This window comes from Synechococcus sp. H55.7 (assembly GCF_047462395.1).
Lineage (GTDB): Bacteria > Cyanobacteriota > Cyanobacteriia > Thermostichales > Thermostichaceae > Thermostichus.
Genome location: NZ_JANSJD010000008.1, coordinates 16,716 through 42,430, shown reverse-complemented (window position 1 = coordinate 42,430; position 25,715 = coordinate 16,716). Strand labels below are relative to the sequence as shown.

Annotated in this window: 24 protein-coding genes; 9 read left to right on the top strand and 15 right to left on the bottom strand. The window is 60.9% G+C overall.

Features of this window, described 5'->3' with window-relative positions; translation table 11 throughout:
• Positions 1–56: 56 nt before the first annotated feature.
• Positions 57–929 carry a tRNA (5-methylaminomethyl-2-thiouridine)(34)-methyltransferase MnmD gene (locus NW851_RS05500; RefSeq protein ID WP_414337243.1) on the bottom strand — a complete coding sequence of 291 codons (873 nt, stop codon included), beginning with the start codon at positions 927–929 and terminating at the stop codon, positions 57–59.
• A gap of 136 nt (positions 930–1,065) precedes the next feature.
• Here NW851_RS05500 and accD point away from each other — a divergent pair, with 136 nt between their 5' ends.
• The 3 genes from accD (at position 1,066) to NW851_RS05485 (ending at position 3,493) form a co-directional block, all read left to right on the top strand.
• On the top strand, positions 1,066–2,010 hold the full coding sequence (gene accD / locus NW851_RS05495) for an acetyl-CoA carboxylase, carboxyltransferase subunit beta (RefSeq protein WP_414333078.1): 945 nt from the start codon (positions 1,066–1,068) through the stop codon (positions 2,008–2,010).
• A 332-nt stretch (positions 2,011–2,342) separates the two neighbouring features.
• Positions 2,343–2,717 (top strand): STAS domain-containing protein, encoded by a 375-nt coding sequence (locus NW851_RS05490; protein WP_414333076.1) that lies wholly within the window; start codon positions 2,343–2,345, stop codon positions 2,715–2,717.
• Between the two features lie 77 nt (positions 2,718–2,794).
• Positions 2,795–3,493, top strand: coding sequence for a class I SAM-dependent methyltransferase (locus NW851_RS05485; protein WP_414333075.1), 699 nt, complete (start codon positions 2,795–2,797; stop codon positions 3,491–3,493).
• On the opposite strand, the gene NW851_RS05480 is transcribed toward NW851_RS05485, so the two are convergent.
• Positions 3,490–5,679, bottom strand: coding sequence for an NAD-binding protein (locus tag NW851_RS05480; RefSeq protein WP_414333074.1), 2,190 nt, complete (start codon positions 5,677–5,679; stop codon positions 3,490–3,492). The two genes, NW851_RS05485 and NW851_RS05480, sit on opposite strands and share 4 nt — an antisense overlap.
• 401 nt (positions 5,680–6,080) lie before the next feature.
• Here NW851_RS05480 and NW851_RS05475 point away from each other — a divergent pair, with 401 nt between their 5' ends.
• Both NW851_RS05475 and NW851_RS05470 read left to right on the top strand, forming a co-directional pair.
• The gene (locus NW851_RS05475) at positions 6,081–7,133 is read left to right on the top strand and encodes a Fe(3+) ABC transporter substrate-binding protein (protein WP_414337242.1); all 1,053 of its coding nucleotides are present in this window, start codon (positions 6,081–6,083) and stop codon (positions 7,131–7,133) included.
• A 187-nt stretch (positions 7,134–7,320) separates the two neighbouring features.
• Positions 7,321–9,039 carry an ABC transporter permease gene (locus tag NW851_RS05470; RefSeq protein WP_414337241.1) on the top strand — a complete coding sequence of 573 codons (1,719 nt, stop codon included), beginning with the start codon at positions 7,321–7,323 and terminating at the stop codon, positions 9,037–9,039.
• Between the two features lie 50 nt (positions 9,040–9,089).
• On the opposite strand, the gene NW851_RS05465 is transcribed toward NW851_RS05470, so the two are convergent.
• From NW851_RS05465 to NW851_RS05430, 8 genes are all read right to left on the bottom strand, one after another.
• Entirely contained in the window at positions 9,090–10,034 is a 945-nt protein-coding gene (locus NW851_RS05465) for a F0F1 ATP synthase subunit gamma (RefSeq protein WP_414333069.1), read from the bottom strand.
• A gap of 60 nt (positions 10,035–10,094) precedes the next feature.
• Complete coding sequence (atpA, locus tag NW851_RS05460; RefSeq protein ID WP_414333068.1) at positions 10,095–11,615, bottom strand: F0F1 ATP synthase subunit alpha; 1,521 nt, start codon at positions 11,613–11,615, stop codon at positions 10,095–10,097.
• 64 nt (positions 11,616–11,679) lie between these two features.
• Positions 11,680–12,228 (bottom strand): ATP synthase F1 subunit delta, encoded by a 549-nt coding sequence (gene atpH / locus NW851_RS05455; RefSeq protein ID WP_414337240.1) that lies wholly within the window; start codon positions 12,226–12,228, stop codon positions 11,680–11,682.
• A gap of 19 nt (positions 12,229–12,247) precedes the next feature.
• Positions 12,248–12,796 carry a F0F1 ATP synthase subunit B gene (locus tag NW851_RS05450; protein WP_414337239.1) on the bottom strand — a complete coding sequence of 183 codons (549 nt, stop codon included), beginning with the start codon at positions 12,794–12,796 and terminating at the stop codon, positions 12,248–12,250.
• 35 nt (positions 12,797–12,831) lie between these two features.
• Positions 12,832–13,305 carry a F0F1 ATP synthase subunit B' gene (locus NW851_RS05445; RefSeq protein ID WP_414333062.1) on the bottom strand — a complete coding sequence of 158 codons (474 nt, stop codon included), beginning with the start codon at positions 13,303–13,305 and terminating at the stop codon, positions 12,832–12,834.
• Positions 13,306–13,393: 88 nt separating this feature from the next.
• Positions 13,394–13,639: an ATP synthase F0 subunit C gene (gene atpE, locus NW851_RS05440; RefSeq protein WP_011430931.1), complete on the bottom strand. Its 246-nt coding sequence runs from the start codon at positions 13,637–13,639 to the stop codon at positions 13,394–13,396.
• A gap of 216 nt (positions 13,640–13,855) precedes the next feature.
• Positions 13,856–14,602: a F0F1 ATP synthase subunit A gene (gene atpB / locus NW851_RS05435; protein ID WP_414337278.1), complete on the bottom strand. Its 747-nt coding sequence runs from the start codon at positions 14,600–14,602 to the stop codon at positions 13,856–13,858.
• A 5-nt stretch (positions 14,603–14,607) separates the two neighbouring features.
• The gene (locus tag NW851_RS05430; protein WP_414333058.1) at positions 14,608–14,970 is read right to left on the bottom strand and encodes a hypothetical protein; all 363 of its coding nucleotides are present in this window, start codon (positions 14,968–14,970) and stop codon (positions 14,608–14,610) included.
• 534 nt (positions 14,971–15,504) lie between these two features.
• On the opposite strand from NW851_RS05430, the gene NW851_RS05425 reads away from it, so the two are divergent.
• Complete coding sequence (locus NW851_RS05425) at positions 15,505–16,089, top strand: DUF3177 family protein (protein ID WP_414333057.1); 585 nt, start codon at positions 15,505–15,507, stop codon at positions 16,087–16,089.
• Positions 16,086–16,400 (top strand): hypothetical protein, encoded by a 315-nt coding sequence (locus tag NW851_RS05420; protein ID WP_414333055.1) that lies wholly within the window; start codon positions 16,086–16,088, stop codon positions 16,398–16,400. Before NW851_RS05425 ends, NW851_RS05420 begins: the two co-directional genes overlap by 4 nt.
• A gap of 13 nt (positions 16,401–16,413) precedes the next feature.
• Here NW851_RS05420 and gpmI read toward each other — a convergent pair whose 3' ends face one another.
• From gpmI to mnmE, 4 genes are all read right to left on the bottom strand, one after another.
• Positions 16,414–18,006, bottom strand: coding sequence for a 2,3-bisphosphoglycerate-independent phosphoglycerate mutase (gene gpmI / locus NW851_RS05415; protein ID WP_414337238.1), 1,593 nt, complete (start codon positions 18,004–18,006; stop codon positions 16,414–16,416).
• Positions 18,007–18,228: 222 nt separating this feature from the next.
• Positions 18,229–18,735: a tetratricopeptide repeat protein gene (locus NW851_RS05410; RefSeq protein ID WP_414333052.1), complete on the bottom strand. Its 507-nt coding sequence runs from the start codon at positions 18,733–18,735 to the stop codon at positions 18,229–18,231.
• A 43-nt stretch (positions 18,736–18,778) separates the two neighbouring features.
• Positions 18,779–19,279: a DNA starvation/stationary phase protection protein Dps gene (gene dps / locus NW851_RS05405; protein WP_414337237.1), complete on the bottom strand. Its 501-nt coding sequence runs from the start codon at positions 19,277–19,279 to the stop codon at positions 18,779–18,781.
• A gap of 105 nt (positions 19,280–19,384) precedes the next feature.
• Positions 19,385–20,764, bottom strand: coding sequence for a tRNA uridine-5-carboxymethylaminomethyl(34) synthesis GTPase MnmE (gene mnmE / locus NW851_RS05400; protein ID WP_414333048.1), 1,380 nt, complete (start codon positions 20,762–20,764; stop codon positions 19,385–19,387).
• Between the two features lie 156 nt (positions 20,765–20,920).
• Between mnmE and glgP the strand changes: the two genes are divergently transcribed.
• Together glgP and NW851_RS05390 are read left to right on the top strand one after the other, a co-directional pair.
• Complete coding sequence (gene glgP / locus NW851_RS05395; RefSeq protein WP_414337236.1) at positions 20,921–23,521, top strand: alpha-glucan family phosphorylase; 2,601 nt, start codon at positions 20,921–20,923, stop codon at positions 23,519–23,521.
• A gap of 334 nt (positions 23,522–23,855) precedes the next feature.
• Positions 23,856–24,920: a tetratricopeptide repeat protein gene (locus NW851_RS05390; RefSeq protein ID WP_414337235.1), complete on the top strand. Its 1,065-nt coding sequence runs from the start codon at positions 23,856–23,858 to the stop codon at positions 24,918–24,920.
• Here NW851_RS05390 and NW851_RS05385 read toward each other — a convergent pair.
• The gene (locus NW851_RS05385; protein ID WP_414333043.1) at positions 24,820–25,659 is read right to left on the bottom strand and encodes a response regulator transcription factor; all 840 of its coding nucleotides are present in this window, start codon (positions 25,657–25,659) and stop codon (positions 24,820–24,822) included. The two genes, NW851_RS05390 and NW851_RS05385, sit on opposite strands and share 101 nt — an antisense overlap.
• Positions 25,660–25,715 lie beyond the last annotated feature (56 nt).

Below are 25,715 nucleotides of genomic sequence, written 5' to 3'. Positions count from 1 at the left end.
GCAGGTGTCTTGGCTACACCCCGACAGCAACCCCGGCAAAAGCTGCCCTCCGGTTGCTAGGCTTGCACAAGCCAGCGGCGTTTCCAGGCGGAAGTGGGCTCAAGGGGTGAAGTTTGCTGTTCCTGCTGGCGCTGCAGCCGAATCTGGGCTCTGTCTCCCTGCAAGGTGGGATCCCGGTAGGGCACAGCGGCGCGGGTTTTCAGGTGCTCCCGCTCCATGGGGGAGAGGGGCGGCAGGTGATCCGGTTGAGGTGAGGCCACCGTGCCCGGCCAAGGGCGACCCACCGGCGGCGTCGAGCCAATGAAAAGCCCCGCCTCCAGCAAGGCTGCTCGCACCGCCGCCGCACAGGAATAGGTGGCCAGGATCCCGCCGGGGCGCATTCGCGCCGCCACTGCCCGCAAAAAGTCCACCGTCCACAGCTCCGGGCAGACGGAAGGGGAGAAGGGATCCAAAAACACCGCATCCGCCCATCCCAGCGTCACCTGGAGCAGGGTTTGGCGGGCATCTCCCCACAGCAGCCTTCCGCGCCAGCGCGGCGATTGCCAGGATCCCTCGTTGATAAAGTGTTGCCACTCCTGGCTAAAGCTCCAAGTGGATCCCACCCCCACCTGCCAGGCCTGCCGGGGCACCTGCGGGGAGCGCTCTAGGCCAATGACTTCTACAGGGCAGTCGGGCCGCACCTGCCAGATTGTCTCCAAGGCCAGGCCAGAGTTGTAGCCAAGGCCAAAGCAAATATCCAAAAGACAAATGGGATCCTCCGGATCCCGCTCCAACGGCAGCCGATCCAGCCGGCAAGGGCGGACGAACTTCTCCAGTGCTTCCTGAGCGGCGCCGCTGACGTTGTGAAAAGCCTGCCCAAACTCCTGGGAGAAAAAGGTCAGGGATCCATCCCCTGTGGTCAACACCTGCCACTGGGTTTCTGCGGTCATGGCTACTGCAAGTTTCTATTTCCAGCTTGGCGATTCTTTGATAGCTTGAGAACGTTAAGATGAGTTTCGCAGCTCACCGGCAGGGCTTGTAGATTCAGCTCTGGCCATCCCTAGCTAGGGGGGTACCTCAGCGGCTATGTCTTTACTGGATTGGTTTGCCGAGCGGCGCAAACAGACTTCCCTCAACTTGACAGGCAGCAGCCCCTTCGACAAAGAGCGGCAAGTGCGAGAGATTGCCGACGGCCTCTGGCAGAAGTGTCCAGCTTGCGACGCTCTCACCTACAGCAAAGATCTGCAGCAGAACTGGCAGGTTTGTCCAAGCTGTGGCTACCACCATCGCATCACAGCCCCGCAGCGGCTGGAGCAGCTTTTGGATCCCGGCTCCTGGCAGCCCCTCGACGAGCACCTGGCCCCCACCGATCCGCTGCACTTTTTCGACCAAAAGCCCTACGCCGAGCGCCTGGCCGCCTACCAGGAGCGCACCCAGCTCAAGGATGCCGTCCTGACCGGGTTGGGCACTCTGGAAGGGATCCCGGTGGCGATGGGCGTGATGGATTTTCGCTTTATGGGCGGCAGCATGGGCTCGGTCGTAGGCGAGAAGATTACCCGTCTCACCGAACGCGCCACCTGCGATCACCTACCCCTGATCCTTTTTTCGGCCTCTGGGGGAGCCCGCATGCAGGAAGGGATCCTCAGCCTGATGCAGATGGCCAAAACGGCAGCCGCTCTGCAAAGGCACCGCGAAGCCGGCCAGTTGTTTATCTCCGTGCTTACCCATCCCACCTATGGGGGGGTGACCGCCAGCTTTGCCATGCTGGGAGACTTGATCCTGGCCGAGCCAGGCGCCCAGGTGGGGTTTGCCGGGCCCAATGTTATTGAGCAAACCATCGGCAAGGGCAAGCTTCCCGAAGGCTTCCAGACTGCCGAGTACCTGCTGGCCCAGGGGCTTATCGACGCAATTGTGCCGCGAACCGAGCTGCGCAAGCGCTTGGCCCAGTTGCTGGCCATGCACCGACCCCGCTTGCACATGTCCCTTGCCGCGTTCGATTCGACTTACGCCCTCGATCCCGCCAGGATCTGAGACGGGAAGTAAAGGTTGGATCCCTCTGTCTGCAGGCGGAGCAGTTAGCTCCCCTCTCCCTTTGGGAGAGGGGCTGGGGGTGAGGGATTGCTCCCCTCTCCCTTTGGGAGAGGGGCCGGGGGTGAGGGACTGCTCCCTGGCTGAAGAGGAAGGGAGGGTAGCTGCCTCAACGGCACAGCGCGCCTAGATCCGGCAGACAATCTCAACCAGTGGGAAGTTGCCATGGCAAAGAAGGATACCCTCTCTGTCTGCAGAAGAGGGATTTTCTGCCGAGGGGGTCATAGCAGCAACCGATGGTGCTAAGGTGGGGCATGAGGTCTTGACTGGAAGCAATGGATTTTAAGCTGCGCATCCGTACCGCCGAAACTCCGCAAGGGCAACAACTGGCGATTGTGCCGTTGGAAGGTCGCTTTGACGCCAAGGTCGCTTCCGAAGTGCGGCAGTTGCTGCAGCAGGTTTTGGATTTTGGTTACCACAACCTGTTGATCGACATGTCGGCGGTTACTTTTATGGACAGCTCCGGCCTGGGGGTGCTGATCTCGGCCTTGCGCAAGTGCCGGACTGCCGGCGGCAACCTCAGCCTCTGTTGCGTTCCGGAAAGCGTCGCCCTCGTCCTCAGCCTCACCTCGATGGAGAAGGTCTTGACCTGTTTTGACGACCTGGAGACGGCCATCGCCAACTTCTCCACCGCTTCCTCTGCTCGCTAGGCCGACATTTTGAGTTGCTGCGATGCCCTGCCTACGCCTCTGACTTTGTTCCCAGGATCTGTTGAGGATGCTCAGCCATGACCCAAGCTGGCCTCGATACCTTTCAGCTCCTTTACCAGCACCACCGTGGCCCCAGCTTTTGCGAGCGCATGCTGGCTACTGCTCCTGGCCGCTTCAATGAGACCTTTTGGCAGTTTTGGCAGCAGCATGTTGAGCCCTGCTTGCCCGCTGCGCCCTGCCTGCTGGATCTGGGAACGGGGCCGGGGTATGTCCTCCGGCAGTGGGCCCAGCGCTACCCCGGCGGACATTTCATTGGCGTAGATCTAATGCCCTACATGTTGGAGCGGGCAGCGGCAGACTTGAAAGGCGTCCCTGGCCTTCAACTGCTGCAGGCCGATCTCCACGATCCCCATTTGCCCCTGCCAGATTGCAGCGTTGACGCGGCTCAGGCGGTGGTGGTGATCCACGAGATGGTGCAGCCGGTGCGCCTGTTGCAAGCGGTGCGGCGTCTGCTCAAGCCAGGGGGGCGGTTTTTGCTGGTGGACTGGGTGCGCGCCCCACTTAGCCTCTACTTCGATGCGGCCACAGAAGCCCAACTGTTTCAGATGGAAACATCCCTAGACACCTTGGTGGATCAGTTTACCCACTTCTACGAGCACAACCGCTTCAGCGCTGAGGATCTAGCCTGGCTGTTGGAGAAGGTTGGCTTGAGAGTGGTGGCGCAAGAGCTCTACGGGCAAAATCGCTTTGTGCGCCTTGTGGCGGAAAAGCCCTAGAGGACTTCAGGGATCCGCCGCTCGGCCTGCACCTGGGCAAACACCTGCACCTCGGTGCTCATTTTGCGCAGTTGGCGGGCCAACTTAATGGCCTTGTCGCGGGGGAGAGGGGGGCTCACCACCGCCGGCAGGCAGCGCAACAGCGGCTTCAGGGCCGTCTTGGGCAGCCGCGCATAAAACGCCAAGGTGGAGAGGATCTCGTCTTCAAAGTAGGGGTTGCGGTATTCCAAAAGCCGCACTTGATAGAGTTCCGGCGGCAGAGGGCGTCCCTGGGCCAGGCGAATCAGGGATCCCACCGTCCCCATCACGTATAGACGATCCCCCCGCTTCAACAGGGTCTCGCCCTCTTTCTGCCAGATCTTGGGAAAAACACAGGGCCGGCCCGGTCGGGAGTGATGCAGCAAGATCGCCAGGTCGTAATCCTGGGCCAGTTGCCGTAGGGATAGCCCCAGGTAAGGGTCATGGGCCGAGACCTCCAGCAGCGTCACCAGCAGCGTTTCCCCGTCCCAAGTCAAGGTGCCGTAAACGGATCCCACCAACGCTGCCGTAGCAAAAGCCCGCGCCCCCAGGGCCGTGGTGCTGTAGCTGGTTCCCAGCGTCTGCAGATGCCGCTGCATCCGCGCCGCCAGCTCAGGATCCGTGACCCGCAAAATGGTGCGGATCCCAGGTTGCAGGCTGTGGGCGGTCAGGGCGGTCTCGAGGTTGGTGAGATCGTCAGGCGTCGTGCAGATCAAAGAGCGGCTGCTTTGGATGCGAGCCTGTTGCAGCGTGCTGGCCAAGGCGTAGTTGCCCCGGATCACCACCGCCCCCTCCCGTTCCGTCGCCGCCAGCAGGGGATTGTCGCTGTCGGGCTCCACAACCACCACCTCATAGCCCATTTGCCGCAACAACTGCAGCACCAAGTAGCTCAGCCGTCCCAACCCCGCGATCACCACGTGATCCGCTTTGGGCATACGGGCGGCCCGGCCCAAGCCAAAGCGGCTGCTCACCAACTTGTCGGTCACCAATCCGTAGATCAACCCCACCAGGGCAGCCCCCACCAAGGTCATGACCACCGCCACCACCTTCACCCCTAGAGGGGTCTCCGCCTGCTGAAAAGCCTCGATGTCCCCATACCCCCCCGTCAACACCACGATGGTCAGCAACAGCCCGTCAACCACGGATTTGCCGATAGCTCTAAAGTTAAGGATCCCCAGCACCAGCATGGCTCCCAAGGTGAAGGTGAGGGTGCGCACGATGGGCTTGACCTGCAGCAGTCCCTGCAGGCTTCTGCGCAGCCAAGATAGGAGCTGCCTGAACGAGTTGCCTCGCTGTTGTTGTCGTTTGTCTTGCACCTGTCCGCTGGCCCAGCGTTGTGCCCGCGAAGAGCCGCGCCGCCCGTTGCGCTCCAACAGGTGCAGATAGGATCTGGGGTCGCAGATCACCAAAATGCGATCCCCCTCCAGCAGCTCTGCCTCGTGGTCGAAATCGTCGAAAACCCGAGACTCGGAAAAGTCGGACAGCCCGTCCACCGGGTAGTGAAACAGCACCCGCGCCCGAAAGGTTTCCTCCAGTTCCGAGAGGGGCATGTGCAGCAGACGGGAGTTGTAGCCGATGGTCAGCTCCACCACGTTCCAGAGGGTGGTCTCTTGGGGAGCGCCAAAATAAAGCGGATTCGCCAGCTCCGGCGGCAGCGTGGCCAGCTGAGCCTCTAACTGGGGCAGCTCGAAGTAGCCGACAAATTCGTCCGAGACAGCTTTCAGAGCAAAGGCCGGCGCAGCCAAGGCAGCCACCGACAGGGAAAAATGCTGCGGCAAAATCGAGTCCAGGTAGCGGGCAAGGCCGGTGTTAAACAGACGAGAGACAATGCGCACCTGCGGGTTGAGATCCCGAATCAAGAGAGCCAGCTCGAAGTTGGCTTGGTCGTTGTCCTCCACAAGCAATGCCACCTTGATCCGCTCGATCCCAGCCCGGCGCAACACCTCCGGCTGATGGGGATCCCCCTCTAGGTATTGCCACTGCTCTTTTAATAAAGAAGGCCGCGGGCCGGGAGCCACCACCACCGCGCGCTGTCCAAAGTCTTCCAGAATCTGCAGCGTCAACGCTGCCAAGTCGTTGTAGCCACAGACCAGGATGAAAACACCCGGATCCCGGCCATTGTCCTGCAGTTGCTCATCCAGCCATTGATGAGAAAGGGATCCCACCATACTCCACCACCTACCCTGCTCCCTTTATACCCAAGGCAGGTCTAGAACCCCGCCCTACCCAAAATATTCCGGTAAGGGATCCCCTTGCCCGGCCAGCCGCGATGAGAAGCGACCTTGGCTCTTGTTTCCAGCGAGAGTTGGCGGATCTTGGGCCAAACGGTTCAAAGATGAGAACGACTCCCAACAGCTTGACTCGGTACTCAGGATCCTCTATCATTGCCCCAGAGCAAAGTTCTTGAATAAAAATCTCAATAAGCTTGGCCTAGAGAAGGGTCAAAAGGCCGGCATTTGAGGGAACTGCCCTGATTCAGGGAGGGGGTTTTCAAGTGCTTTCTCGGGTAAAGGCATTGCTGACTGGGTCAATGCAGCAGCCTTTCTTGAAATGTTTTTGAGTTTAGGAGTTGGGTATGCGCTTATCGCGACGGCAACTGGTCAGCGGAGCCGCGCTGGGCTCTGTAGCCTTGGCGGCAGGCTTGCTGGGGCGTCCGGCCCGCGGCGCCAACCGGGAGGTGAACCTCTACACCTCTCGGCACTACGGCACCGATGAAAAATTGTACGACCTCTTCAAACAGAAAACGGGCATTACTGTCAATTGGGTGCAGGGCAACGCCGACGAGATCGCCCAGCGCATCCGCAGCGAGGGATCCAACAGCCCTGCCGATATCTTTATGACCGTAGATATTGCCCGGCTGTGGCGCGCCCAGAACGAAGGCCTGTTTCAGCCCATCCAGTCCGAGACGCTCTCTAAGAACATCCCGGAATCGCTGCGGGATCCGGAAGGCTACTGGTTTGGCCTAACCAAGCGGGCCAGGGTGATCATGTACAACAAAGACAAGGTGGATCCCAAGGAGCTCTCCACCTACGAAGATCTGGCCAACCCCAAGTGGCGGGGCAAGGTGCTCACCCGCTCCTCCAGCAATGTGTACAGCCAATCTCTGACGGCTTCCATCATCTTGGCGCACGGGATCCCAGAAACCGAACAGTGGGCGCGGGGCTTGGTGGCCAACTTTGCCCGCCCGCCGGAAGGGGGAGACATTGATCAAATCAAAGCCGTGGCTGCCGGAGTGGGGGATGTGGCGCTGTCCAACACCTACTATTTGCCGCGTTTGATCAAATCCGACAATCCTGAAGATCGGGCCGTAGCCGAAAAGATCGGCGTCTTCTTTCCCAACCAACAGGATCGCGGCACCCACGTCAACATCAGCGGCGCCGGCATTCTGAAAACAGCTCCCAACAAAGAGGCCGCCATCCAGTTTCTGGAGTTCCTCTCCGGCCCAGAGGCGCAGGCCATCTTTGCCCAGAGCAACAACGAATACCCGGTGCTGCCGGGGGCGGAGATCGACTCGGTGGTGGCCAGCCTTGGCACCTTCAAGGAAGACACGATCAACGCCGCCAGCATTGGCCGCGTTACCCCCGATGCCCTGAAAGTGATGGATCGGGCCGGTTGGCGATGAAAAGCGCCGGGGTTGCCGAGAGCTTTCTTCTTGGCTCCCCGGTTGCAGCCCCAAAGCAGAACCAAGTCCCAAGTTTGAGTCTTGAGACTTAGCTTCTTTGTTTTTTCCTAAGATTTGCCTGACAATTGGGAAACAGTACGGTGAAGAAAAAGTTTTTGCCAGCTCTCAGGGATTTCAATTGCAATTGATGGAAAAGTTAGCTTGGCTAAATCTGGGTAAACGCTTTGACCATTCTCTCAAGAGAGCTTGGACGCGCTGGTTCAGCGGTTGGACGTTGCTGACCTTAGCCCTGACGGGCTTAATTTTGATTCCCACTCTGACGGTTCTCCTCAGCCTTTTTGCTGATGAGCGGCAGGTTTGGGAGCACCTGGCCGACACGGTCTTGGGGCTGTACGTGCGCAACAGCCTGCTGATGATGGTGGGGGTGGCGCTGGGAGTCATCCTGGTGGGCAGCGGCACTGCCTGGCTGGTGACAATGTGCGAATTCTGGGGGCGGGCCTGGCTAGAGTGGATGCTGGTGTTGCCCCTGGCGGCTCCCACTTATGTGTTGGCCTACGCTTACACCGATTTTTTGCAAGTAACCGGCGGCTTCCAGACCTGGCTGCGGCGGGTTGCCGGCTGGGGGATCGGCGACTACTGGTTCCCCAACATTCGCTCCTTGTGGGGGGCGATCCTGCTGCTCGTCCTCACCCTCTACCCCTATGTGTATCTCTCGGCGCGGCTGGCCTTCCAGGAACAGTCGGTGGTCTGTTTGGAGGTGAGCCGCTCCTTGGGCTACGGGCCGTGGGCTAGCTTTTTCCGGGTGGCCTTGCCCTTGGCCCGGCCGGGGATCGTGGCCGGCTGTCTGCTGGCTTTGATGGAGACCCTGAACGATTTCGGCACCGTCAGCTATTTTGGGGTCGATACCTTTACTACCGGCATCTACCGCACCTGGACAGCTCTGGGCAATCCGGTGGCAGCAGCTCAGCTTTCAGCGCTGCTGTTGCTGTTGGTGTTGCTACTGATGGCCCTGGAGCAATTTTCCCGCCGGCGGGCGCGCTACTATCGCCAAGGATTCAAGCCAAACCCAAGTCGTTATCCCTTGCACGGGATCCGGGGGGTGGGGGCGTGGCTAGCCTGTGGGATCCCGATTGGGCTGGGCTTCGTTATCCCTGCCCTGATCCTGCTCCATATGACCCTGCGCCAGGGGGAATTGGGCCGCCGCTTTTGGAGCTACGCCCAGAACAGCTTTCTCCTCTCGACGATCACGGCGGTGATCGCCGTCTTGGTGGCGGTGGTGGTGCTGTACGGTTTGCGGCTGCAGCGGGCCTGGGGCCTGCGGCTGGCGGTGCGGCTATCTTCCCTGGGCTACGCGCTACCGGGCGTGGTGATTGCAGTAGGAGTTCTGATTCCCCTGGGGCAACTGGATCGACTGCTGAGCTACTTGCGGCAGGCGCTCTTTCAACAGCCGCCCGGTCTGGTGATCAGCGGCACTATTTTAGCGTTGGTGTTTGGCTATCTGGTGCGCTTTTTGGCGGTGGCTCTGTCCACCGTCGAGGCGACGCTAGCGCGCATTCCTCCCAGTCTGGATGAGGCAGCCCGCAGCTTGGGGCAGGGATCCCTGGGCACCCTGTGGCGGGTGCACCTGCCCCTGATGGGGGGCGGGATCCTGGGAGCGATGCTGCTGGTGTTTGTAGATGTGATGAAGGAGCTGCCGGCCACGATGGTGTTGCGGCCCTTTAACTTCGATACCTTGGCCGTCCACACCTACCGCATGGCTGCTGACGAACGCCTGGCCGAGGCCGGCGCCCCCGCCTTGGCGATTGTCCTGGTGGGGATTTTGCCGGTGATCCTGCTCAACGCCCAGATAGCCCAGCGACGCAATCTAGGCTCCTCAAATAAAACGTCTCCCTACGTCGTTCCCTAACTCCCCTCTCCCTCTGGGAGAGGGGTTGGGGGTGAGGGTGGGAGAGAAGTTTATAGGGCCTCAGCTCCGGCAACTACCTCCAGGATCTCCTGGGTGATAGCCGCCTGCCGAGCTTTGTTGTAGGCAAGGCCCAGTGTGCGGATGAGTTCGCTGGCGTTGTCGCTGGCATTGTTCATGGCCGTCATGCGGGCCGCCAACTCGCTGGCCGCTGCTTCCTGCAAAGCCCGCAACAACTGGTTGTTCAAGTACAGCGGCAGCAGCGCGTCCAAAATCTGCACCGGATCCTGCTCGAAGATCATGTCTGGCGGCGGGGCTGAGACAGGAGCAACGATCTTGCTGCGCTCGACCGTGAACTCTCCCCCCCGCACCAGCAGGTTAAAAATCTCGTCGTCGCGGGCAGCCAGGCGCGTGGGATCCAGAGGTAGCAGCGATTGCACCACCGGACGGGAGCTGATCAGCGAGACAAAGCGGGTGTAGATCAGCTCCACCTTGTCTACTTTCTCGGACAGGAAAGCGGAGAGGAGCTGATCCCCTATTTGCGCAGCTTCCGCCGCCGTAGGAATCTGCGACAAGTTCACGTAGGTCTTGGCAATGGGAGCGGAGCGGCGCTGAAAATACTGCACCACCTTGCGGCCCACCAGGTAAAGCTGCACCTGCAGCCCCGTCTCCTGCAGCTCGCGCACCCGCTCCTCGGTGCGCTTGATAACGTTGGCATTGTAAGCACCGCACAGGCCCCGATCCCCAGCCACCACCAACAGGCCCACCGTTTCAATGGGCCGCTGCTTCAGCAGAGGCAACTCGACATTTTCCAGCCGCAACCGCGTTTGCAGCCGATAGAAAACCTGGGCCAGGCGGTCGGCGAAGGGACGGGTGGCCATCACCTGCTCCTGGGCCCGTCGCACCCGCGCTGCCGCCACCAGGCGCATGGCCTCTGTAATCTTGCGGGTGTTTTTCACCGCCTTGATGCGATCGCGAATCCGCTTTAGGTTTGCCATAACCAATCCCCTCTGCTGTGGTTACTGGATGGGGATCCCCAAAGCAGGGATCCCCGGCAACTAAGCCGCCTTGGCCAGGAAGCTCTGTTTGAACTCCGTGATGGCGGTTTTCAAGATCTCTTCCGCCTCTTCAGTGAGTTGCTTGGTGGAGAGGACGATCTCGCCATACTTGGGATGGGTGGTGCCCAAGTAGGACAGCAGGCCCTGTTTGAAGCTGGAGACTTTCTCCACCGGAATGTCGTCCAAATACCCCCGCGTCCCGGCGTAGATAATTGCCACCTGCTGATCCAAAGACAGGGGCGAATATTGCGGCTGCTTGAGGATCTCCTGCAGCCGTTGGCCGCGGGCCAATTGCTTCTGGGTGGCCTCGTCCAGATCAGAGGCAAATTGGGCAAAGGCTTCCAGATCGCGAAATTGCGCCAGTTCCACCTTGATCGAGCCGGCCACTTTCTTCATCGCCTTGGTCTGGGCCGCCGAGCCGACGCGGCTGACAGAGATGCCAACGTTGATGGCCGGGCGAATGCCGGCGTTGAACAGATCCGACTCCAAGAAGATCTGACCATCGGTGATGGAGATAACGTTGGTGGGAATATAGGCCGACACGTCGTTGGCCTGGGTTTCCACAATCGGCAGCGCCGTCATGGATCCCTCGCCCAGCCGGCTGTTCAGCTTGGCCGCCCGCTCCAGCAGCCGCGAGTGCAGATAGAATACATCCCCTGGGTAGGCTTCCCGACCGGGCGGACGCCGCAACAGCAGCGACATCTGCCGGTAGGCCACCGCCTGCTTGGAGAGGTCGTCATAGACCACCAAAGTGTGCTTACCCTGGTACATAAAGTACTCGGCAATGGTGGCGCCACAATAGGGGGCCAACCACTGCAGCGGTGCCGGGCTGTCAGCGCCGGCAGCCACCACAATGCTGTAGTCCATCGCCCCTCGCTCGGTCAGGATGCCCACCACCTGGGCGATGGTGCTCTGCTTCTGGCCAATGGCTACGTAGATGCAGATCACATCCTGCCCTTTCTGGTTCAGGATCGTGTCCACGGCAACGGTGGTCTTGCCGGTTTGGCGGTCGCCGATGATCAGCTCCCGCTGCCCCCGCCCGATGGGGATTAGAGCGTCAATGGCGGTGATGCCGGTTTGCAGAGGCTCGTACACGGAGCGGCGATCGATAATGCCGGGGGCCGGGGACTCAATGAGGCGCGTCTCGGTGCAGTGAATCGGCCCTTTGCCGTCGATGGGATTGCACAGGGGATCCACTACGCGGCCCAGCAGGGCTTCCCCTACAGGGATGCTGGCAATTCTGCCCGTGGCTTTGACGGTGGATCCTTCTTGGATGTTGCGCCCGGAGCCGATCAACACTGCGCCGACGTTGTCTTCTTCTAGGTTAAGGGCAATACCGGTGGTGCCATCCTCAAATTCCAACAGTTCGCTGGCCATCACCTTCTCCAGGCCGTAGATGCGGGCAATGCCGTCTCCCACCTGCAGGACGGTACCGACATTGGAGATCTGCATCTCCTGGTTATACTGTTCGATCTGCTGCTTGATGATGGTACTGATCTCGTCTGGGCGAATCGTAGGCATAGCAGTCCTCTCAACGGAATAGGAAGGGATCCAAAAAAATCATTGAGGAAAACGCTGGGCCAATTTAGGCCAACTGCAGCGCCAGCCGGCGCAACTGGCCGCGCAAGCTGAGGTCGATCACCTGGGATCCGATCTTGATGATCACCCCACCCAGCAACGTGGGATCTTGGGCAATCTGGAGCTCCACACCCCTGGTCTGCGTGAAGTCTCTTACCCGCTCGCGGATCGACTGCTGTTGCGCCTCGGTCAGAGGTACCGCCGTGGTCACCTCGGCCAGGACGATATCTTGCAGCTTCCGCTGCAGCTCCAAGAACCGCCGGCAGACGGCCTCGAGGAACATGATACGGCGACGGTCGCACAACAGCTTAAGAGCATTCAGCAGCAGGGGGTGGATCTGGTCGGCAAACACCTGCTGCAGCAGGTTTTTCTTGGCTTCCGCCTTGATCAGGGGGCTGGCGAGGAATTGGCCCAGCTCCGGCGTGGCCTGCAGAACCGCGGCCATAAAACGGATGTCGGCCTCAAAGGTATCCATTAGCCCCTGAGCAGAGGCAAGAGAAACCAGGGCTTCGGCGTAGGGATCGACCACCTTGGCGGCCATGGTGCGGCTGATCATGCTTTTCCCTTCCTCCTCCTTAGCGGGCAATCATCTGGATCCCTTGTTCGATCAGGCGCTGGTGAACCTGCTCGCTGAGGTGCTGCGGCAGCTCCTGCTCCACCTTGCGCAGGGCTTGGCGCACGATCTGGCGGCGCAGCTCCTGGACAATTTGCTCTTGTTCAGCAGAGAGATCCCTTTCGGCGTTGGCGCGCAGCCGCTCGATCTCCCGCTCCGCCTGCTGCAACAGCTCCTGCCGGCGGGCTTCCGCATTGGCCTCCGCCTGTTTGCGAATGCGCTCCGCCTCTTGCTGGGCCTGCGCCAGCTTTTGTTGTTCTTCCGCCAGCCTCTCGATCGCCTCCTGCTTGCGCTGCTCCGCCTGGCGCAGCTCCTCGAGGATGCCTTCTCGCCGCTTGGCCAGAGCTTCCCCCACCACCCGGCGCCCCAAAATGTACAGCAAGGTGAGGATGATGGCGATGTTGATTAAGTTGCTTTCCAGAATCGCATCCAAGAGCCCCTTTTCTGGGGATACTTCCGCGGCTTCTGCCATGGCCAAAAGCCAAGCGGGCATCAGGCTCCACACCAGCATCACGCGCTACTCCCAAGGAATGTTCAACCGGCCACTTAACGGGCGCTGCCCAACAGCTTCTCGGTGATCTGGGCGGCAATGGCATCCACTTGCTGCTGCAGTTGTTCGAGCGCCGTCTGCTTTTCCTGCTCAACTTGCCGCCGCGCCGCCTCCAGCTTGGCTTGGATCTCCGTCTGGGCTGCCGCCAGCTTCTCCGCACGGATGCGGGCTGCAGCCGCTTCCGCCTCGGCGATCACCTGCTGCGCCTGTAGGCGGGCCTTGCCGATCTCAGCCTCGTACTGGCGGGTCAGAGCCATCGCCTTGTCCAACCGCTCCTGGGCCTCCGCCTGGGTGGTGCGGATGTAGTCGTTGCGGCTGTCGATGACCCGAGTAACCGGCTCGTAGAAAAGGGAGTTGAGCACGGCCACCAGCAGCAGAAATTGGACGGCAATGATGGGCAAGGTGGCATCCAGATCGAAGAGGCCATTTTTCTCGGCAGCTTCGACGGCCAACAAAGTTGAACAAATCATGAGGCCGCACCAACAGAAACAGGATCTGAGATCGAGCAGGGAAGGGGGGCAAGACCCCAGCTCTCGGCCTGGGCCGCCCCCAGAGGCATTAGGCGAAGGGGTTGGCAAACAAAAGTACCAGTGCCACCACCAAGCCGTAGATGGTCAACGCTTCCATGAAGGCCAGGCTGACCAGCAGGTTGCCGCGGATTTTATCTTCTGCTTCCGGCTGACGGGCCAGCCCTTCCATAGCGGCGGCGGCAGCATTCCCCTGGCCCAGCCCCGGGCCCAGGGATCCCAGGCCAATTGCCAGAGCGGCAGACAAAACAGAAGCAGCAGAGGTTAACGGATCCATAGTGAGATGCTCCTTGTCAGTACAAAACAGAGGGTTGACACGAACGCAACAGCGCTTTGAGCGTCGAGGTGATCTGGCTTTATTTAACCGATCGCCTCTTTGTCGGCGGCCTCTCGGCCCCAACAAACCTTACCAGAGAAGGGATCCCTTGCAACGACCCATTGGAGAGGTTTTGAGAGCTGGGCCCTGAACTCGGCGGCTGGCTCAACTCCTGGGTCAATCGTGGTGATCCCCACCCCCATGACCTTCCAGCGCCTCTCCAATGTAAGCTGCCGAGAGCGTCGCGAAGATCAAAGCCTGAATGGCCCCTGTAAACAGGAACAGGATCATCACCGGCACCGGGATCAACAACGGCACCAGCAACACCAACACCGCGATCACCAGCTCCTCTGCCAAGATGTTGCCGAGCAGACGGAAGCTCAGCGAGAGAGGTTTGGTGAAATCTTCCAGGACGTTGATGGGCAACAGAACCGGCGTGGGCTCGATGTACTTTTTAAAGTAGGACAGCCCTCGCTTGCTAATACCGGCTACAAAATACATGACGCTGGTGAGCAGCGCCAAGCCGGCGGTGGTGTTGATGTCGTTGGTGGGAGAGGCCAGCTCTCCTTCCGGCAGGGGAATCAACTTCCAAGGGAAGAGGTTGCCCATCCAGTTGGAGACAAAGATGAACAAGAACAAGGTGCCAACATAGGGCACCCAGGGCCGGAAGTTGCGCTCGCCAATCTGGGCGCGGGCAATGCTTTGCACAAATTCCAGGGCATACTCAACGAAGTTTTGCAGGCCAGACGGCTCCCGCTGCAGTTGACGAGTCCCCAACAGCACCACGGCCAAGATCAGGGCGATGGCGATCCAACTGGCAATCAAAACCTGCCCGTGAACGGTGAATTTGCCCAGGTGCCAATAGAGGTGATGGCCGACCTCAAGTTCTGCTAGAAGAGGAGGAGAGGAGAAGAACAGGTTCATGGGCATCACGCAGAAGAGGATAAACGAGTCAGCGTCTGGACAAGATGAATGAGCAGGGCGACCTTGTAGGTCATGAACCCCAAAAAAATAGGCAAAATCTGTAAAGACTTCACCTGAGTGGCCAGGACGATCAGCCCGACAAACAGAGCCAAGCGCGTCACGCCCAGCCGGCTGCGACTTTTGCCCAGCTCCGCAACACCACGGCCCAGCATGCGCAGATAGACTACGCCAACGATTGCTCCGAGCAAGTAGTTGGCCGCCACCCCTGGGGAGTAGACCAGGGCCACTCCCACAGCGATGGCCAGACTCACGCCCAAGGTAACCACCACCAGCCATAGCTGCAGCGCTTCATAGCTCCTGCCAGCCATTGTCGCCTTCTCCCCCGAACCCGCTTCGCCCGGAGCAAGCGACGGCTGCGACGCACTCTGGCAGCCTAAATCCTCCTCCTGCTGGGACGGAGGCGGCGCCTCCTCTAGGGGAGGCAAAGGCTTGGGCTTCCACGGGGTCGCCTTCCAACGGGCAGGACTGTGGGAGAGAAGTCGGGAAGAACGTGCCATGGGAATGAGGTCACCACCTGTGAGGATCTGGCCTTAACCCAAAATAACACGACTAAGTAACAATACTTAACGAGTTGGGCCGGGCCAGGACGGGATGGAACCTTACAATCATCGCCTCGAAAGACGACTAGCCCTTCGACAGACGGAGATGTTCCTCTAAGAATCTACCACCTTCGCGGATCGGCAACGGCAAAAATGGAAAACTTTCTGAAAGCCCTCGGATGTAAAGTTTTGCCTAAGGTGGCCGAGAAGCTGCAATATTCTGTTACCTCCTGTTGTTTTGAGGTGGATCCCGCCGACCCTGCCGCTCTATATACTATGGGGCAGTGAGAAGAAAGGGCGAGGATGATCCCCGTGAGTTGGCTGGTCAAGGCGATCTGGGTGGACTACAGCTTGGCCGTGGCGCTGACGGTGGTGCTGCCGTTGGCTCTCCTAATTTGGGCTTTTGCGGTGGGGTTACGTCCTCTGATTCAGCTCTTGATCGTTTACTGGCGGGTGTCCAGCCTCTTGGCGGTGACGGTGTATTTGATGATTGGTGGCCTGCCCATCAGCTTCTTGAGCGGGGCGATGGCGCGGCTCTTGATCCCGGTCTGCCTGTGGTTCTGGCGAGATTGGAGCACTGCTCTCAGGCAGTCGAGAAGCTGGGCGGCACGAGCTTTTTTGCTCTGGCGGTGGGCTGTAACCGGTTACATGGGGGCCGGGATCCTCTTTTCGGGGGCCTTCGTGCCCTGCGCCTTCCGGGCTTCTCTATCGGCGGAGTGTCGAGCTTGGCTTGAGCCGCCGCTGGGGTTTCGAGAGATTTTCCATCCCAATGTGCCGCCGGAGCTGCTGGGGAGCGTGGGGGCGTGGGGCTTGGTGGCCTACCTGCTCTATAGCGTTTACTTTGTCTGGCGGCTGCGGCCCGGTGCAGACAAGGGGGAGCTGGCATGAGTGCTTTGCCCTGGCCGCTGGCCTTGGAGCGCTACAGCCAGGCTCACCCCCAGGAGGTGCTGCGGGTGGAGGTAGAAAGCGAGGGGGAAGTTGATTTGGTGCTGATCTACCGCGGCTACAGCAGCTCCCTGCGCCGGCCCACACCCCCCGATCCGGAAGTGGCGGTGATCCCTCCCCAGGCTCGCTTTTTGCAGTTGGAGCGCCTGAGCGCCCCCTATCACCCTGAGCGCTCGCAGGTTTTGGCCCTCTACCGCAACTGGGAAGAGCTGAGAGCTTGGCTGGCCCAGGCTGGGATCCCAGTGGCCGAGTGAGCAATTCCCGGTCTCAGCGCCCCACTGGGCTGGGTTGCCGCTGCAGGATGGTGTATTCTGCCGGCTGCAAGAGCGAGCGCCCTGTCATCTCGGCAGGTTGAGGCAGACCTAAGATCTCCAGAAGGGTGGGGGCCACGTCGGCCAGGGTGCCGTCGGAGCGCAGCTTGACGTTGCCGCCGCGACTGGGGATTTTGCGCTTTTCCCCCTCCACCAGGATGCAGGGGACGGGGTTGGTGGTGTGGGCGGTCCAAGGGTTGCCCTGCTCGTCCCACATCAGCTCGGCGTTGCCGTGATCCGCCAAGATTAAGGTGGTACCCCCCGCATCCACCACCGCCGCCAGCAGACGGCCCAGGCAGCGATCCACCGTCTCCAGCGCCCGCACGGTGGCCTCGAAGTTGCCGGTGTGGCCCACCATGTCGGGATTGGCATAGTTGAGCACCACGAGGCTGTATTCGCGGCGGGCGATAGCTTCGATAGCCTTGTCGGTCACCTCCACCGCCGACATCTCCGGCATCTGGTCGTAGGTGGCCACCAGCGGGCTTGGCACCAAGATGCGATCTTCGCCGGGAAAGGGCTGCTCGATGCCGCCGTTGAAGAAGTAGGTGACGTGGGCGTACTTTTCCGTCTCGGCAATGCGCAACTGCTTGAGGCCGGCCTCGCTCACCACTTGGCCCAGCAGGTGATCCAGGTTCTGGGGCTTAAAGAGCACCTGCACCGGCAAGGTTGGATCGTACTGCGTCATGGTGATAAAGGTGAGATCCGGAATCAGACGGCGCTGGAAACCGGAAAAGTCAGGGCAGACGAAGGCTTGGGTGAGCTGGCGGGCGCGATCCGGTCGGAAGTTGAAGAAGATGACTGCATCTCCCGGCTGCACCGCCCCCGGAGCCAAGCGAGTGGGGGGAATGAACTCGTCGGTAACATCCTGGGCGTAAAAGTCTTCCATGACCTCAGCAGCGCTGCGGCCACAGCCAGGGCCGTCTTCCGTCAGGATCTCGTAGGCCTTCTGGGTGCGCTCCCACCGCCGATCCCGATCCATGGCGTAGTAGCGGCCACTCAGGGTGGCGATGACGCCATTGCCCAGCCGTTGCAGCTCTTTTTCCAGGGCGGCCAGAACCCTGGCCCCGTCGCGAGGCAAGGTATCGCGGCCATCGGTGATGGCGTGGACATAGGCCGGGATCCCAGCCTGGGTCGCCAACTTAAGCAAGCCATAGAGATGGTCGATGTGGGAGTGAACCCCGCCTTCGGAGCAGAGGCCGATGAAATGAAAACGGCCCCCTCGCTCTTTGAGTTGGCAACACACCTCCAGCAAGAGGGGCTCCTGGAAGAGGGATCCCGTCTCGATGGCGTCGCTGATACGCACCAATTCTTGCGGTACCACCCGCCCTGCCCCCAACGTCAGATGCCCGACTTCAGAGTTGCCCATCTGTCCTGCCGGCAGGCCCACAGCTCGACCTGAGGCTTGCAGCAGAGCATGGGGATAGGCAGCCCAAAGGCTATCCAGGACAGGGGTTTGGGCAGCCAGCACCGCGTTGCCATCGAGAGCGTCCCGATAACCCCAGCCGTCCAGGATTACCAGAACCACAGGTGCTACCGATTGCGAATCCATGAAATGGCCTCTCGTTTTTAAGACATAATACCAGCCCCGGCAACACGATACCGGATCTTACATGTGTGCTCAAGATTTCCATATTTCAATCTTCTTTTGAGAGGATAAGGAAAGGCTTATAGAGGCATGATGAGCTTTTAAGCCCAACCCATCTGAACAACTGTGCCTCAGTCAAGAGTATTTCTGCGGATGGAATTGCAGAGGGAATCCCCAGGAGCTGGGCTACAAGCGTTTGCGCAGAGAATCCGAGCGGCGCTTGGCAATGGCATTTTGGGGATCCAACTTCAGGGCAGTTTCGTAAGCTTCCAGGCTTGGGCCATAGAGATTTTTCTTCTCATAGGCATGGGCCAGGTTGTTCCAAGCGGTCACATAGCCGGGATCCGCTGCCACTGCATCTTTGTAGTAGCGGATGGCCAGGTCGTATTGCCCCTGGCTGAAGTAGGCAAAACCGAGGGCGTTGCAGACGGGGGGAATGTTCTCCCCAGCCACCTCTAGAGCTTTTTTAAGCTGGACGATGGCCTGGTCGTAGAGACGCTTTTGCAGATAGACGCTGCCCAACTCGTAGTGCTCCTGTGGGGATCCCTTGCCTTTGCTCAGGCGAGGCTGGAGCTGCCGGATGACTTTTTCCTGGGCCCGCACCCGCAGCACCTCACGCAGGACGAAGTAGCCTGCCACGCTGAGGATACCGGCCAAAGCCACCAGGTACAGGAGGGGAGCGTTGACGCCCATTTTTGCCTACTCCACTTGCCTATCCAGATTTGGCTTGCCGACGTTACGCCTGCAGGTGAGCCTCGATGAACCAAAGATCTTTGTCGATCTGGCGGGAGATCTCGGTAAACAGGTCGGCGGTGTCGGCATCCCCCAGTTCGGTGGTGCGGTCGATGTTGCGGCGGACAGCAGCCGCATACTGGCCGTAGCGGGCCGCCAAAGCCTGCAGGTGAGTCCGCCCCTCCTCAGCCGTTAGGTCGTATTCGGGCAAGTTTGAGGTTTGGGCGACGATGCGAGCGGTACCGCGGGCAATGCCCCCCAGAGCCGTAACCCGCTCCGCCAGCATGTCTACGTAGTTCTCGAGGGTGCCGGCAAAGGTGTCGAACATCTCGTGCAGGGCGATGAAGTTCATGCCTTTGACGTTCCAATGGGCCTGCTTCACCTGGGTTTTCAGATCCAGCGTGTCCGCCAAGGACTGGTTGAGCAACTCCACCAGTTGCGCGCGGGCCTCGGCCGGCAAGTCGATCTGGGTGGGGTAGAGACGGGTTTTTGCGGCGGTAACCATAGCCAACCTCCTAAGTTGTGTCTCCATTATCCGGGATCCGCTGTGAGGATCCCCAACTCAGCCCATACTAACACAAACTCAGAATGAGTATGAGTTAGTGAGCACTTACTTGCCGATGCAGAAGCGGCTGAAGATCTGATCCAGCACCGCTTCGGAGATCTCCTCGCCGGTGATCTGGCCAAGGGCGTGCAGGGCGTCGCGCAGGTCGATGCTCCAGAAATCGAGGGGGAGCTGCGCCTGCATAGCCTGAACTACCTGTTCCAGGCTGGCTTGGGCCTGGCGGAGGGCGGCGGCCTGGCGCTGGTTAAGGCTCACCTCCAGGTTGGGCTGGGGCCGTCCCTGGGTGACAAGCTGCTCCAGGGCCTCTTCCAGCTCCGGGATCCCTTGGCCTTGGGCGGCGACGGCGGGGACGCGGTGGGTAATCTCGGCGGGGAGGGGGATCCCGTCAGGGGGGGCGAGGTCGGTTTTGTTGATGACCAAGATGAGAGGGCGGTGGCGAATGGACTCGTAGATGGCGGCGTCGGCATCCGTCCAGCCGGCTTGGGCGTCGATGACCAGCAGCAGCACATCGGCAGCCTGGGCCAGCCGTTGGGAGCGCTCCACCCCTAGCCGTTCCACTGGATCGTCGGTGGCGCGAATGCCGGCAGTATCCAAAAGCTGGACGGGGATCCCTCTCACCACCAACTGGGATTCCACCACGTCGCGGGTGGTGCCGGGCAGGTCGGTGACGATGGCGCGGTCTTGGCCCGACCAGGCGTTGAGCAGGCTGGACTTGCCGACATTGGGCCGTCCGACGATGGCCACTTTCACCCCGGTGCGCAGCAGTTGCCCCCGCTCGGCGGTGGCCAGCAGGGCCTGCATCTGGGCCTGGATGGCTTGCAGCCGGGCCTGCCAAGCGGGAACATCCAGAGGGGGCAGATCCTCTTCAAAGTCGATGCGCGCCTCGATCTCGGCCAATAAGCCCAGCAGCTCCTGGCGCAGGGCGCGGATGGACTGTCCCAATTTGCCCTGCAGCCCCGCCAGCGCCATCTGGGCTGCCTGCGGGGAGCGAGCCGCCACCAGATCGGCCACACTTTCGGCCTGGGTGAGGTCGATGCGTCCGTTCAAGAAAGCCCGCAGGCTGAACTCCCCCGGCTGCGCCAGCCGTGCTCCCTGGCGCAGGCACTGCTGCAGCGTGGACTGAACCACCATGATGCCGCCGTGGCAGTGCAGCTCCACCACGTCCTCATGGGTGTAGGAGCGGGGGGCCTGCATCCAGACAGCTAGGGCCTCATCCAACCGCTGGCCCTTCTCATCGTGGATCCAGCCGTAGAGGAGGCGATGGCTCTCCCAGGTGGCGTTGCGGCGAGCGGGGGTAAAGATGGCCTGGGCAATGGCCAAAGCCCGCGAGCCGGAAAGGCGTACAATGCCAATGCTGCCCTGCTCGGGCACCACAGCAGTGGCAATGGCAGCAATGGTGTCGGCCAGGGGTGCAGTTAGATCCATACGTAACAAGGAATGCGCTATGCCTTGGTTCCCTGGAAGCGGCAGGTGGTACCTAGGCAGGATCCCGGCCTTCAACTCGAAAGAAGCTGTAAAAAACTGTGCTCTCCCGCCGAGGTCAGGGTAGCTTGGCAGTGGCGACCTGCACGCGTCCTAACTATGAAGCCGTTACGCACGTTTAAGGTTACTCCCTACCTGCCGGCTGCTCTGGAAAGTCTGCGCTTGCTGGCCTATAACCTGCATTTTAGTTGGAACGTGGAAACCCGCAGCCTGTTCCAGCGCATGGATCCGGATCTCTGGGATGCCTGTGGCCACAACCCGGTGGCTTTGCTGGGGCAGATGCGGCAGGAGCGGCTGGACGAGCTGGCGGAGGATCCCGGCTTTTTGGCCCAGTTGGAACGGGCCAGCCAACAGCTCCAGAGCTACCTGCAGGAAGACACCTGGTACCGCAAGTATCGCTCGGCCCAAGCGGTGGAAGGGGAGTGCTACGCCTATTTTTCAGCCGAGTTTGGTCTGGCCGATTGTCTGCCCATCTACTCAGGGGGCCTGGGGGTTTTGGCCGGGGATCACCTCAAGGCGGCCAGCGACCTGGGCCTGCCGCTGGTGGGGGTGGGCCTGCTCTACCAAAAGGGATATTTTCGCCAGTACCTCAACCCCGACGGCTGGCAGCAGGAGCGCTACCCTGTGAACGATTTCTTCAACATGCCCCTGGAGCTGCAGCGGGATGCGGAGGGCCGCGAGATTCGCATTGAGGTGGACTACCCCAAGCGCAAGGTGTTTGCCCGCATCTGGAAGGCGATGGTGGGGCGGGTGCCTCTGTATCTTTTGGACACCAACATCGAGCCCAACAGCCAGTACGACCAAGACATCACCGATGAGCTGTACGGCGGCGACCAGGACGTGCGCATCCACCAGGAGATCATGCTGGGCATCGGCGGCGTGCGGGCTTTGCGCGCCCTTGGCATCCATCCCACCGTCTACCACATGAACGAGGGGCACTCGGCTTTTTTGGCCGTGGAGCGCATCCGCCTGTTGATGCTGGAGCAGGGGCTGAGCTTTGAAGAGGCTTGGCAGGTGGCCAAGTCCAGCCAGATGTTTACCACCCACACGCCGGTACCCGCCGGGATCGACCTCTTCCCGCCGGACAAAATCGACTACTACCTCGGCTTCTACTACAGCCAGATGGGCCTGAGCCGGGAGCGCTTTTTGGCCCTGGGCCGCGAAAACACCGGCGACTTCCAGTCCCCCTTCAGCATGGCGGTGCTGGCCATCAACATGGCCTCGTTTGTCAACGGCGTCAGCAAGCTGCACGGGGCGGTCTCGCGCAAGATGTTCAGCCGGCTATGGCCCGGGATCCCGCTGGAGGAGGTGCCGATTACCTCCATCACCAACGGGGTGCATGTCCGCACCTGGGTGGGGGAAGAGAACCAAGCCCTCTACGATCGCTACCTGGGGCCGGATTGGGCGGAGGCTCCCCCCACCGATCCTCTTTGGCAAAAGGTGGATCGGATCCCGGATGGGGAACTGTGGCGGGCCCACGAGCGCAGCCGCTCCCGCTTGATCACCTTCACCCGCGAGCGCCTGGTGGAACAACTGCAAAAGCGGGCCGCCTCGGCAGTGGAGATTCAGCGAGCCTCCGAGGCCCTCAACCCAGAGGTGCTCACCATTGGCTTTGCCCGCCGCTTTGCCACCTACAAGCGGGCCACCCTCTTGCTCCACAACCTGGAACGGCTCAAGGCCTTGCTCAACCATCCCCAGTACCCGATGCAGTTTATCTTTGCCGGCAAGGCCCACCCCCGCGATACAGCCGGCAAAGAGTTGATCCGCCAGATCGTGCAGGTGTCGCGCCAGCCGGAGTTTCGCCAGCACTTAGTTTTCATCGAGGACTACGACATGTACATCACCAGCCTGATGGTGGCCGGCGTGGATGTGTGGCTGAACAACCCCTTGCGCCCTCGCGAGGCCAGCGGCACCAGCGGCATGAAGGCGGCGGCCAACGGTGGACAGAACCTGAGCATTTTGGATGGCTGGTGGGATGAGGCCGATTACTACCAGACCGGCTGGCCCATTGGCCGCGGCGAGGAATACGAGGATCGCGCCTACCAAGATGAGGTGGAGTCGAATGCCCTCTACGACCTGCTGGAACAAGAGGTTGCCCCTCTCTTTTACCAGCGCGGCAGCGATGGCCTGCCCCACGCCTGGATTCAGCGCATGAAGCAGGCGATTCGGCTCAACTGCCCCCGCTTCAGCACGCAGCGCATGGTGCTGGAGTATGCCGAGCGGGCCTACATCCCCCTCAGCAACTACTTTGACCGCATGCGCCGCGACAATTTCGAGTCGGCTCGCCAGTTCACCCGCTGGCGCAATCATTTGCAGGAGAACTGGTACAACATTCGGGTCCTCAATGTCCAGATTGAAACCCCGAAGAAAGCTTCCGCCGCCGGCCTCCCCTCGGCGCAAGATGACCAAGTGGTGATGGCCCGGGATCCCCTTACGGTGACTGTCGAGGTGCGGCTGGGATCCCTGCAGCCGCAGGATGTGATCGTCCAGGCCTACCAGGGGCCGGTGGACGACAACGGCCAGATCCAGAACGGCCAGGCAACTCCCCTGCGCTACGTGGAGACGATGGAGGATCGCGCCATCTTCTCCGGCCAGATTCGCTACGAGGCCAGCGGCCTACAGGGGCTGGCCATCCGCTTGTTGCCCTTTCACCCCGATATGCACGATCCCTATGAGCTGCGGCTGATGCTCTGGGCCTAGAATTCCCATTCCACCCAATAAGGAAACAGCAGGGATCCCCTTCCTTCTTATCTCGATCCAGCCTGAACGAAGAGAGATCCCCTAGGTTCGTAAAGCCCTGAGGTTCTGCTGACTTTGCTAAGCAACGCCCCCACGCTCTGCACTGGTTGGGTCTTCCACAGTACTAGGTGCTTGCTAAGGCCTCCGGCTCCCTGGCGCGATGGGAGAGCAACTAAAGCTGCCTTCGGGCTCTTCCGCCCCGCAGTGCGGGGCCACCAAGCTATCCCCCTGTGTTTCTCGCTGCCCAATCAGGCAGAATCAGAAAAACAGATTCAAACGGCTCCGGGTTGATGCCATGCTCAAAGCCCACGACTCTGCCGGTTTGCGCCTGTTGGTCGCGGCTGCCCTGCTGTTGGGGGGCCTGGCCAGTTGGCGGCAGGATCGCCTCTTGGCGGTGATGGGTCTGGCCAGTGCGGCAGCCATTTCTGCCTTTACCCGCCCCGCCATCTTGGCCTACAACCGCGGTCGCGAGCGGTGGCTGAACCGGGATCTGATAGGGGCCGTCGAGCAGCTCAACCTGGCGCTGCAACAGGATCCCCATTTGACCAACGCCCACCTCCTGCGGGGCCAAGCTTACCTCGAACTCGGCCAGCTTCCCCAGGCGCTGGCGGACTTCGACCAGGCCACCCGGTTGGCCCCGCGCCGGCCAGAACCTTACCTTTACCGCGGCCTGATTCGCCAGTCGCAAGGGGATCTGCAGGGGGCAACGGCGGAGTTGACCGAGCTGGTGCGCCTACACCCCAACGCCCCCCACCACCTCCGCTTGGCCAACCTGCTTATGCAACAGGGATCCCTGTCTTCAGCTCTAACTCACCTGGACGAGGCCATTCGTCGGGATCCCACCTCGGCGCCCGCCTATGCCTGCCGCGCTACGGTGTACGGCTACCTGGGCGAATGGGAGGCGGCTTTGTCCGATTGGTCGCAGGCCATCCGCTGGGATCCCTCTCCGGCCCATTACTATCGGCGGGGCGTTGCCTATGCTTGGGCCGATCGCTATGGCGAGGCCGTTGCCGACCTCAGCCGCAGCCTAGAAATAGAACCGCAGCAGCCCAACGCCCTTTACAGCAGGGGCAACCTTCTCTATGCGCTGGGGGAGATCAAAGCGGCTTTGGACGACTACGAGCGGGCTTTTCGCCGGGAAGCGGACATAAACTGCATCGACCGCTCCGACGAGTACGGCCTGTACGAACGGGGGCTGGCCTACTGGAACATGGGGGATAGAGAGACAGCTCTCTTTGATTTGCAGGCGGCCCTGCAGCTCAGCCGTCAACGTCGCAATCTGGCTTTGGAGCAGCGGGTGCGCCGGTCTTTGCCGCGACTGAGCGATCCAGACGGGGATCCTGGCTCTCCTCGGACGTAGGGGCCAGCTCCGGAACCCCCGACAGCGGCTGGCCGGGTTTTCTGCTCCTGTAGCAGGGGGGGTTGAGGCCAAAGCAGTAGCCGACATTACGCACTGTCTGGATCAAGCTGGGCTGGCGCGGATCCCGTTCCAGCTTTTTGCGCAACGAGAGGATGTGGGTATCAACGGTGCGGGGGTTATCGGTGGAATCCGGCCACGCTCGCTCCAGCAGTTCCAGCCGAGAGACGGGATCCCCGTCTGCCTGCACCAGCACCATCAGCAGGCTGAACTCCTGAGGCGTGAGGTCGATCCCTTCCCCGGCCAAGGTGACGCGCCGTTGCACCAGGTCGATTTTGAGATCCCCATACTGCAGAAAAGTGGGAGGGATACGGCGACGCAGCCGGCGGGTCAGGGCCTGAATATGGGCGTCTAACAGGGGCAGGCTGAGGGGCTTGGTGAGGTAAGCGTCGGCCCCGGCTTCCAGCCCGGTGATGATGTCGGCTTCGGATCCCCGCTGGGAGAGCAGCAAAATCAGCAGATCGCACTGGCGATGAGCCCAGCGGCACAATTGCAGGCCGCCGCGGTTGGACAGCTCTGCATCCAAAATCAGCAGGTGGATGGGCTGCTGCTGCAGCAGGGTTTTAGCCTGGCGGATGGTCTCTGCTTGCCAAACTGGGTGCCCCGCCTGTTGCAAGTGCCAACCCAGCAAGCTGCGCAGATGGGGGTTGCCTTCTGCCAGCAAGATGTGCAAGGGTTGCATGGCTGTCCGGTTGGGATCCCGCCCACATCATAGACAACCGCGGGTCGTCTTCGGGC

Bases quoted from the DNA above. Each gene is read 5' to 3' on its own strand.
- accD (WP_414333078.1), top strand. From the start codon at position 1,066: ATGTCTTTACTGGATTGGTTTGCCGAGCGGCGCAAACAGACTTCCCTC.
- NW851_RS05490 (WP_414333076.1), top strand. From the start codon at position 2,343: ATGGATTTTAAGCTGCGCATCCGTACCGCCGAAACTCCGCAAGGGCAA.
- dps (WP_414337237.1), bottom strand. From the start codon at position 19,279: ATGGTTACCGCCGCAAAAACCCGTCTCTACCCCACCCAGATCGACTTG.
- NW851_RS05480 (WP_414333074.1), bottom strand. From the start codon at position 5,679: ATGGTGGGATCCCTTTCTCATCAATGGCTGGATGAGCAACTGCAGGAC.
- atpH (WP_414337240.1), bottom strand. From the start codon at position 12,228: ATGATCAGCCGCACCATGGCCGCCAAGGTGGTCGATCCCTACGCCGAA.
- NW851_RS05465 (WP_414333069.1), bottom strand. From the start codon at position 10,034: ATGGCAAACCTAAAGCGGATTCGCGATCGCATCAAGGCGGTGAAAAAC.
- atpB (WP_414337278.1), bottom strand. From the start codon at position 14,602: ATGAACCTGTTCTTCTCCTCTCCTCCTCTTCTAGCAGAACTTGAGGTC.
- glgP (WP_414337236.1), top strand. From the start codon at position 20,921: ATGAAGCCGTTACGCACGTTTAAGGTTACTCCCTACCTGCCGGCTGCT.
- NW851_RS05420 (WP_414333055.1), top strand. From the start codon at position 16,086: ATGAGTGCTTTGCCCTGGCCGCTGGCCTTGGAGCGCTACAGCCAGGCT.
- NW851_RS05470 (WP_414337241.1), top strand. From the start codon at position 7,321: ATGGAAAAGTTAGCTTGGCTAAATCTGGGTAAACGCTTTGACCATTCT.
- mnmE (WP_414333048.1), bottom strand. From the start codon at position 20,764: ATGGATCTAACTGCACCCCTGGCCGACACCATTGCTGCCATTGCCACT.
- NW851_RS05445 (WP_414333062.1), bottom strand. From the start codon at position 13,305: ATGATTTGTTCAACTTTGTTGGCCGTCGAAGCTGCCGAGAAAAATGGC.
- NW851_RS05390 (WP_414337235.1), top strand. From the start codon at position 23,856: ATGCTCAAAGCCCACGACTCTGCCGGTTTGCGCCTGTTGGTCGCGGCT.
- NW851_RS05385 (WP_414333043.1), bottom strand. From the start codon at position 25,659: ATGCAACCCTTGCACATCTTGCTGGCAGAAGGCAACCCCCATCTGCGC.
- NW851_RS05425 (WP_414333057.1), top strand. From the start codon at position 15,505: ATGATCCCCGTGAGTTGGCTGGTCAAGGCGATCTGGGTGGACTACAGC.
- atpA (WP_414333068.1), bottom strand. From the start codon at position 11,615: ATGCCTACGATTCGCCCAGACGAGATCAGTACCATCATCAAGCAGCAG.
- NW851_RS05450 (WP_414337239.1), bottom strand. From the start codon at position 12,796: ATGCTGGTGTGGAGCCTGATGCCCGCTTGGCTTTTGGCCATGGCAGAA.
- NW851_RS05485 (WP_414333075.1), top strand. From the start codon at position 2,795: ATGACCCAAGCTGGCCTCGATACCTTTCAGCTCCTTTACCAGCACCAC.
- atpE (WP_011430931.1), bottom strand. From the start codon at position 13,639: ATGGATCCGTTAACCTCTGCTGCTTCTGTTTTGTCTGCCGCTCTGGCA.
- NW851_RS05500 (WP_414337243.1), bottom strand. From the start codon at position 929: ATGACCGCAGAAACCCAGTGGCAGGTGTTGACCACAGGGGATGGATCC.
- gpmI (WP_414337238.1), bottom strand. From the start codon at position 18,006: ATGGATTCGCAATCGGTAGCACCTGTGGTTCTGGTAATCCTGGACGGC.
- NW851_RS05430 (WP_414333058.1), bottom strand. From the start codon at position 14,970: ATGGCTGGCAGGAGCTATGAAGCGCTGCAGCTATGGCTGGTGGTGGTT.
- NW851_RS05410 (WP_414333052.1), bottom strand. From the start codon at position 18,735: ATGGGCGTCAACGCTCCCCTCCTGTACCTGGTGGCTTTGGCCGGTATC.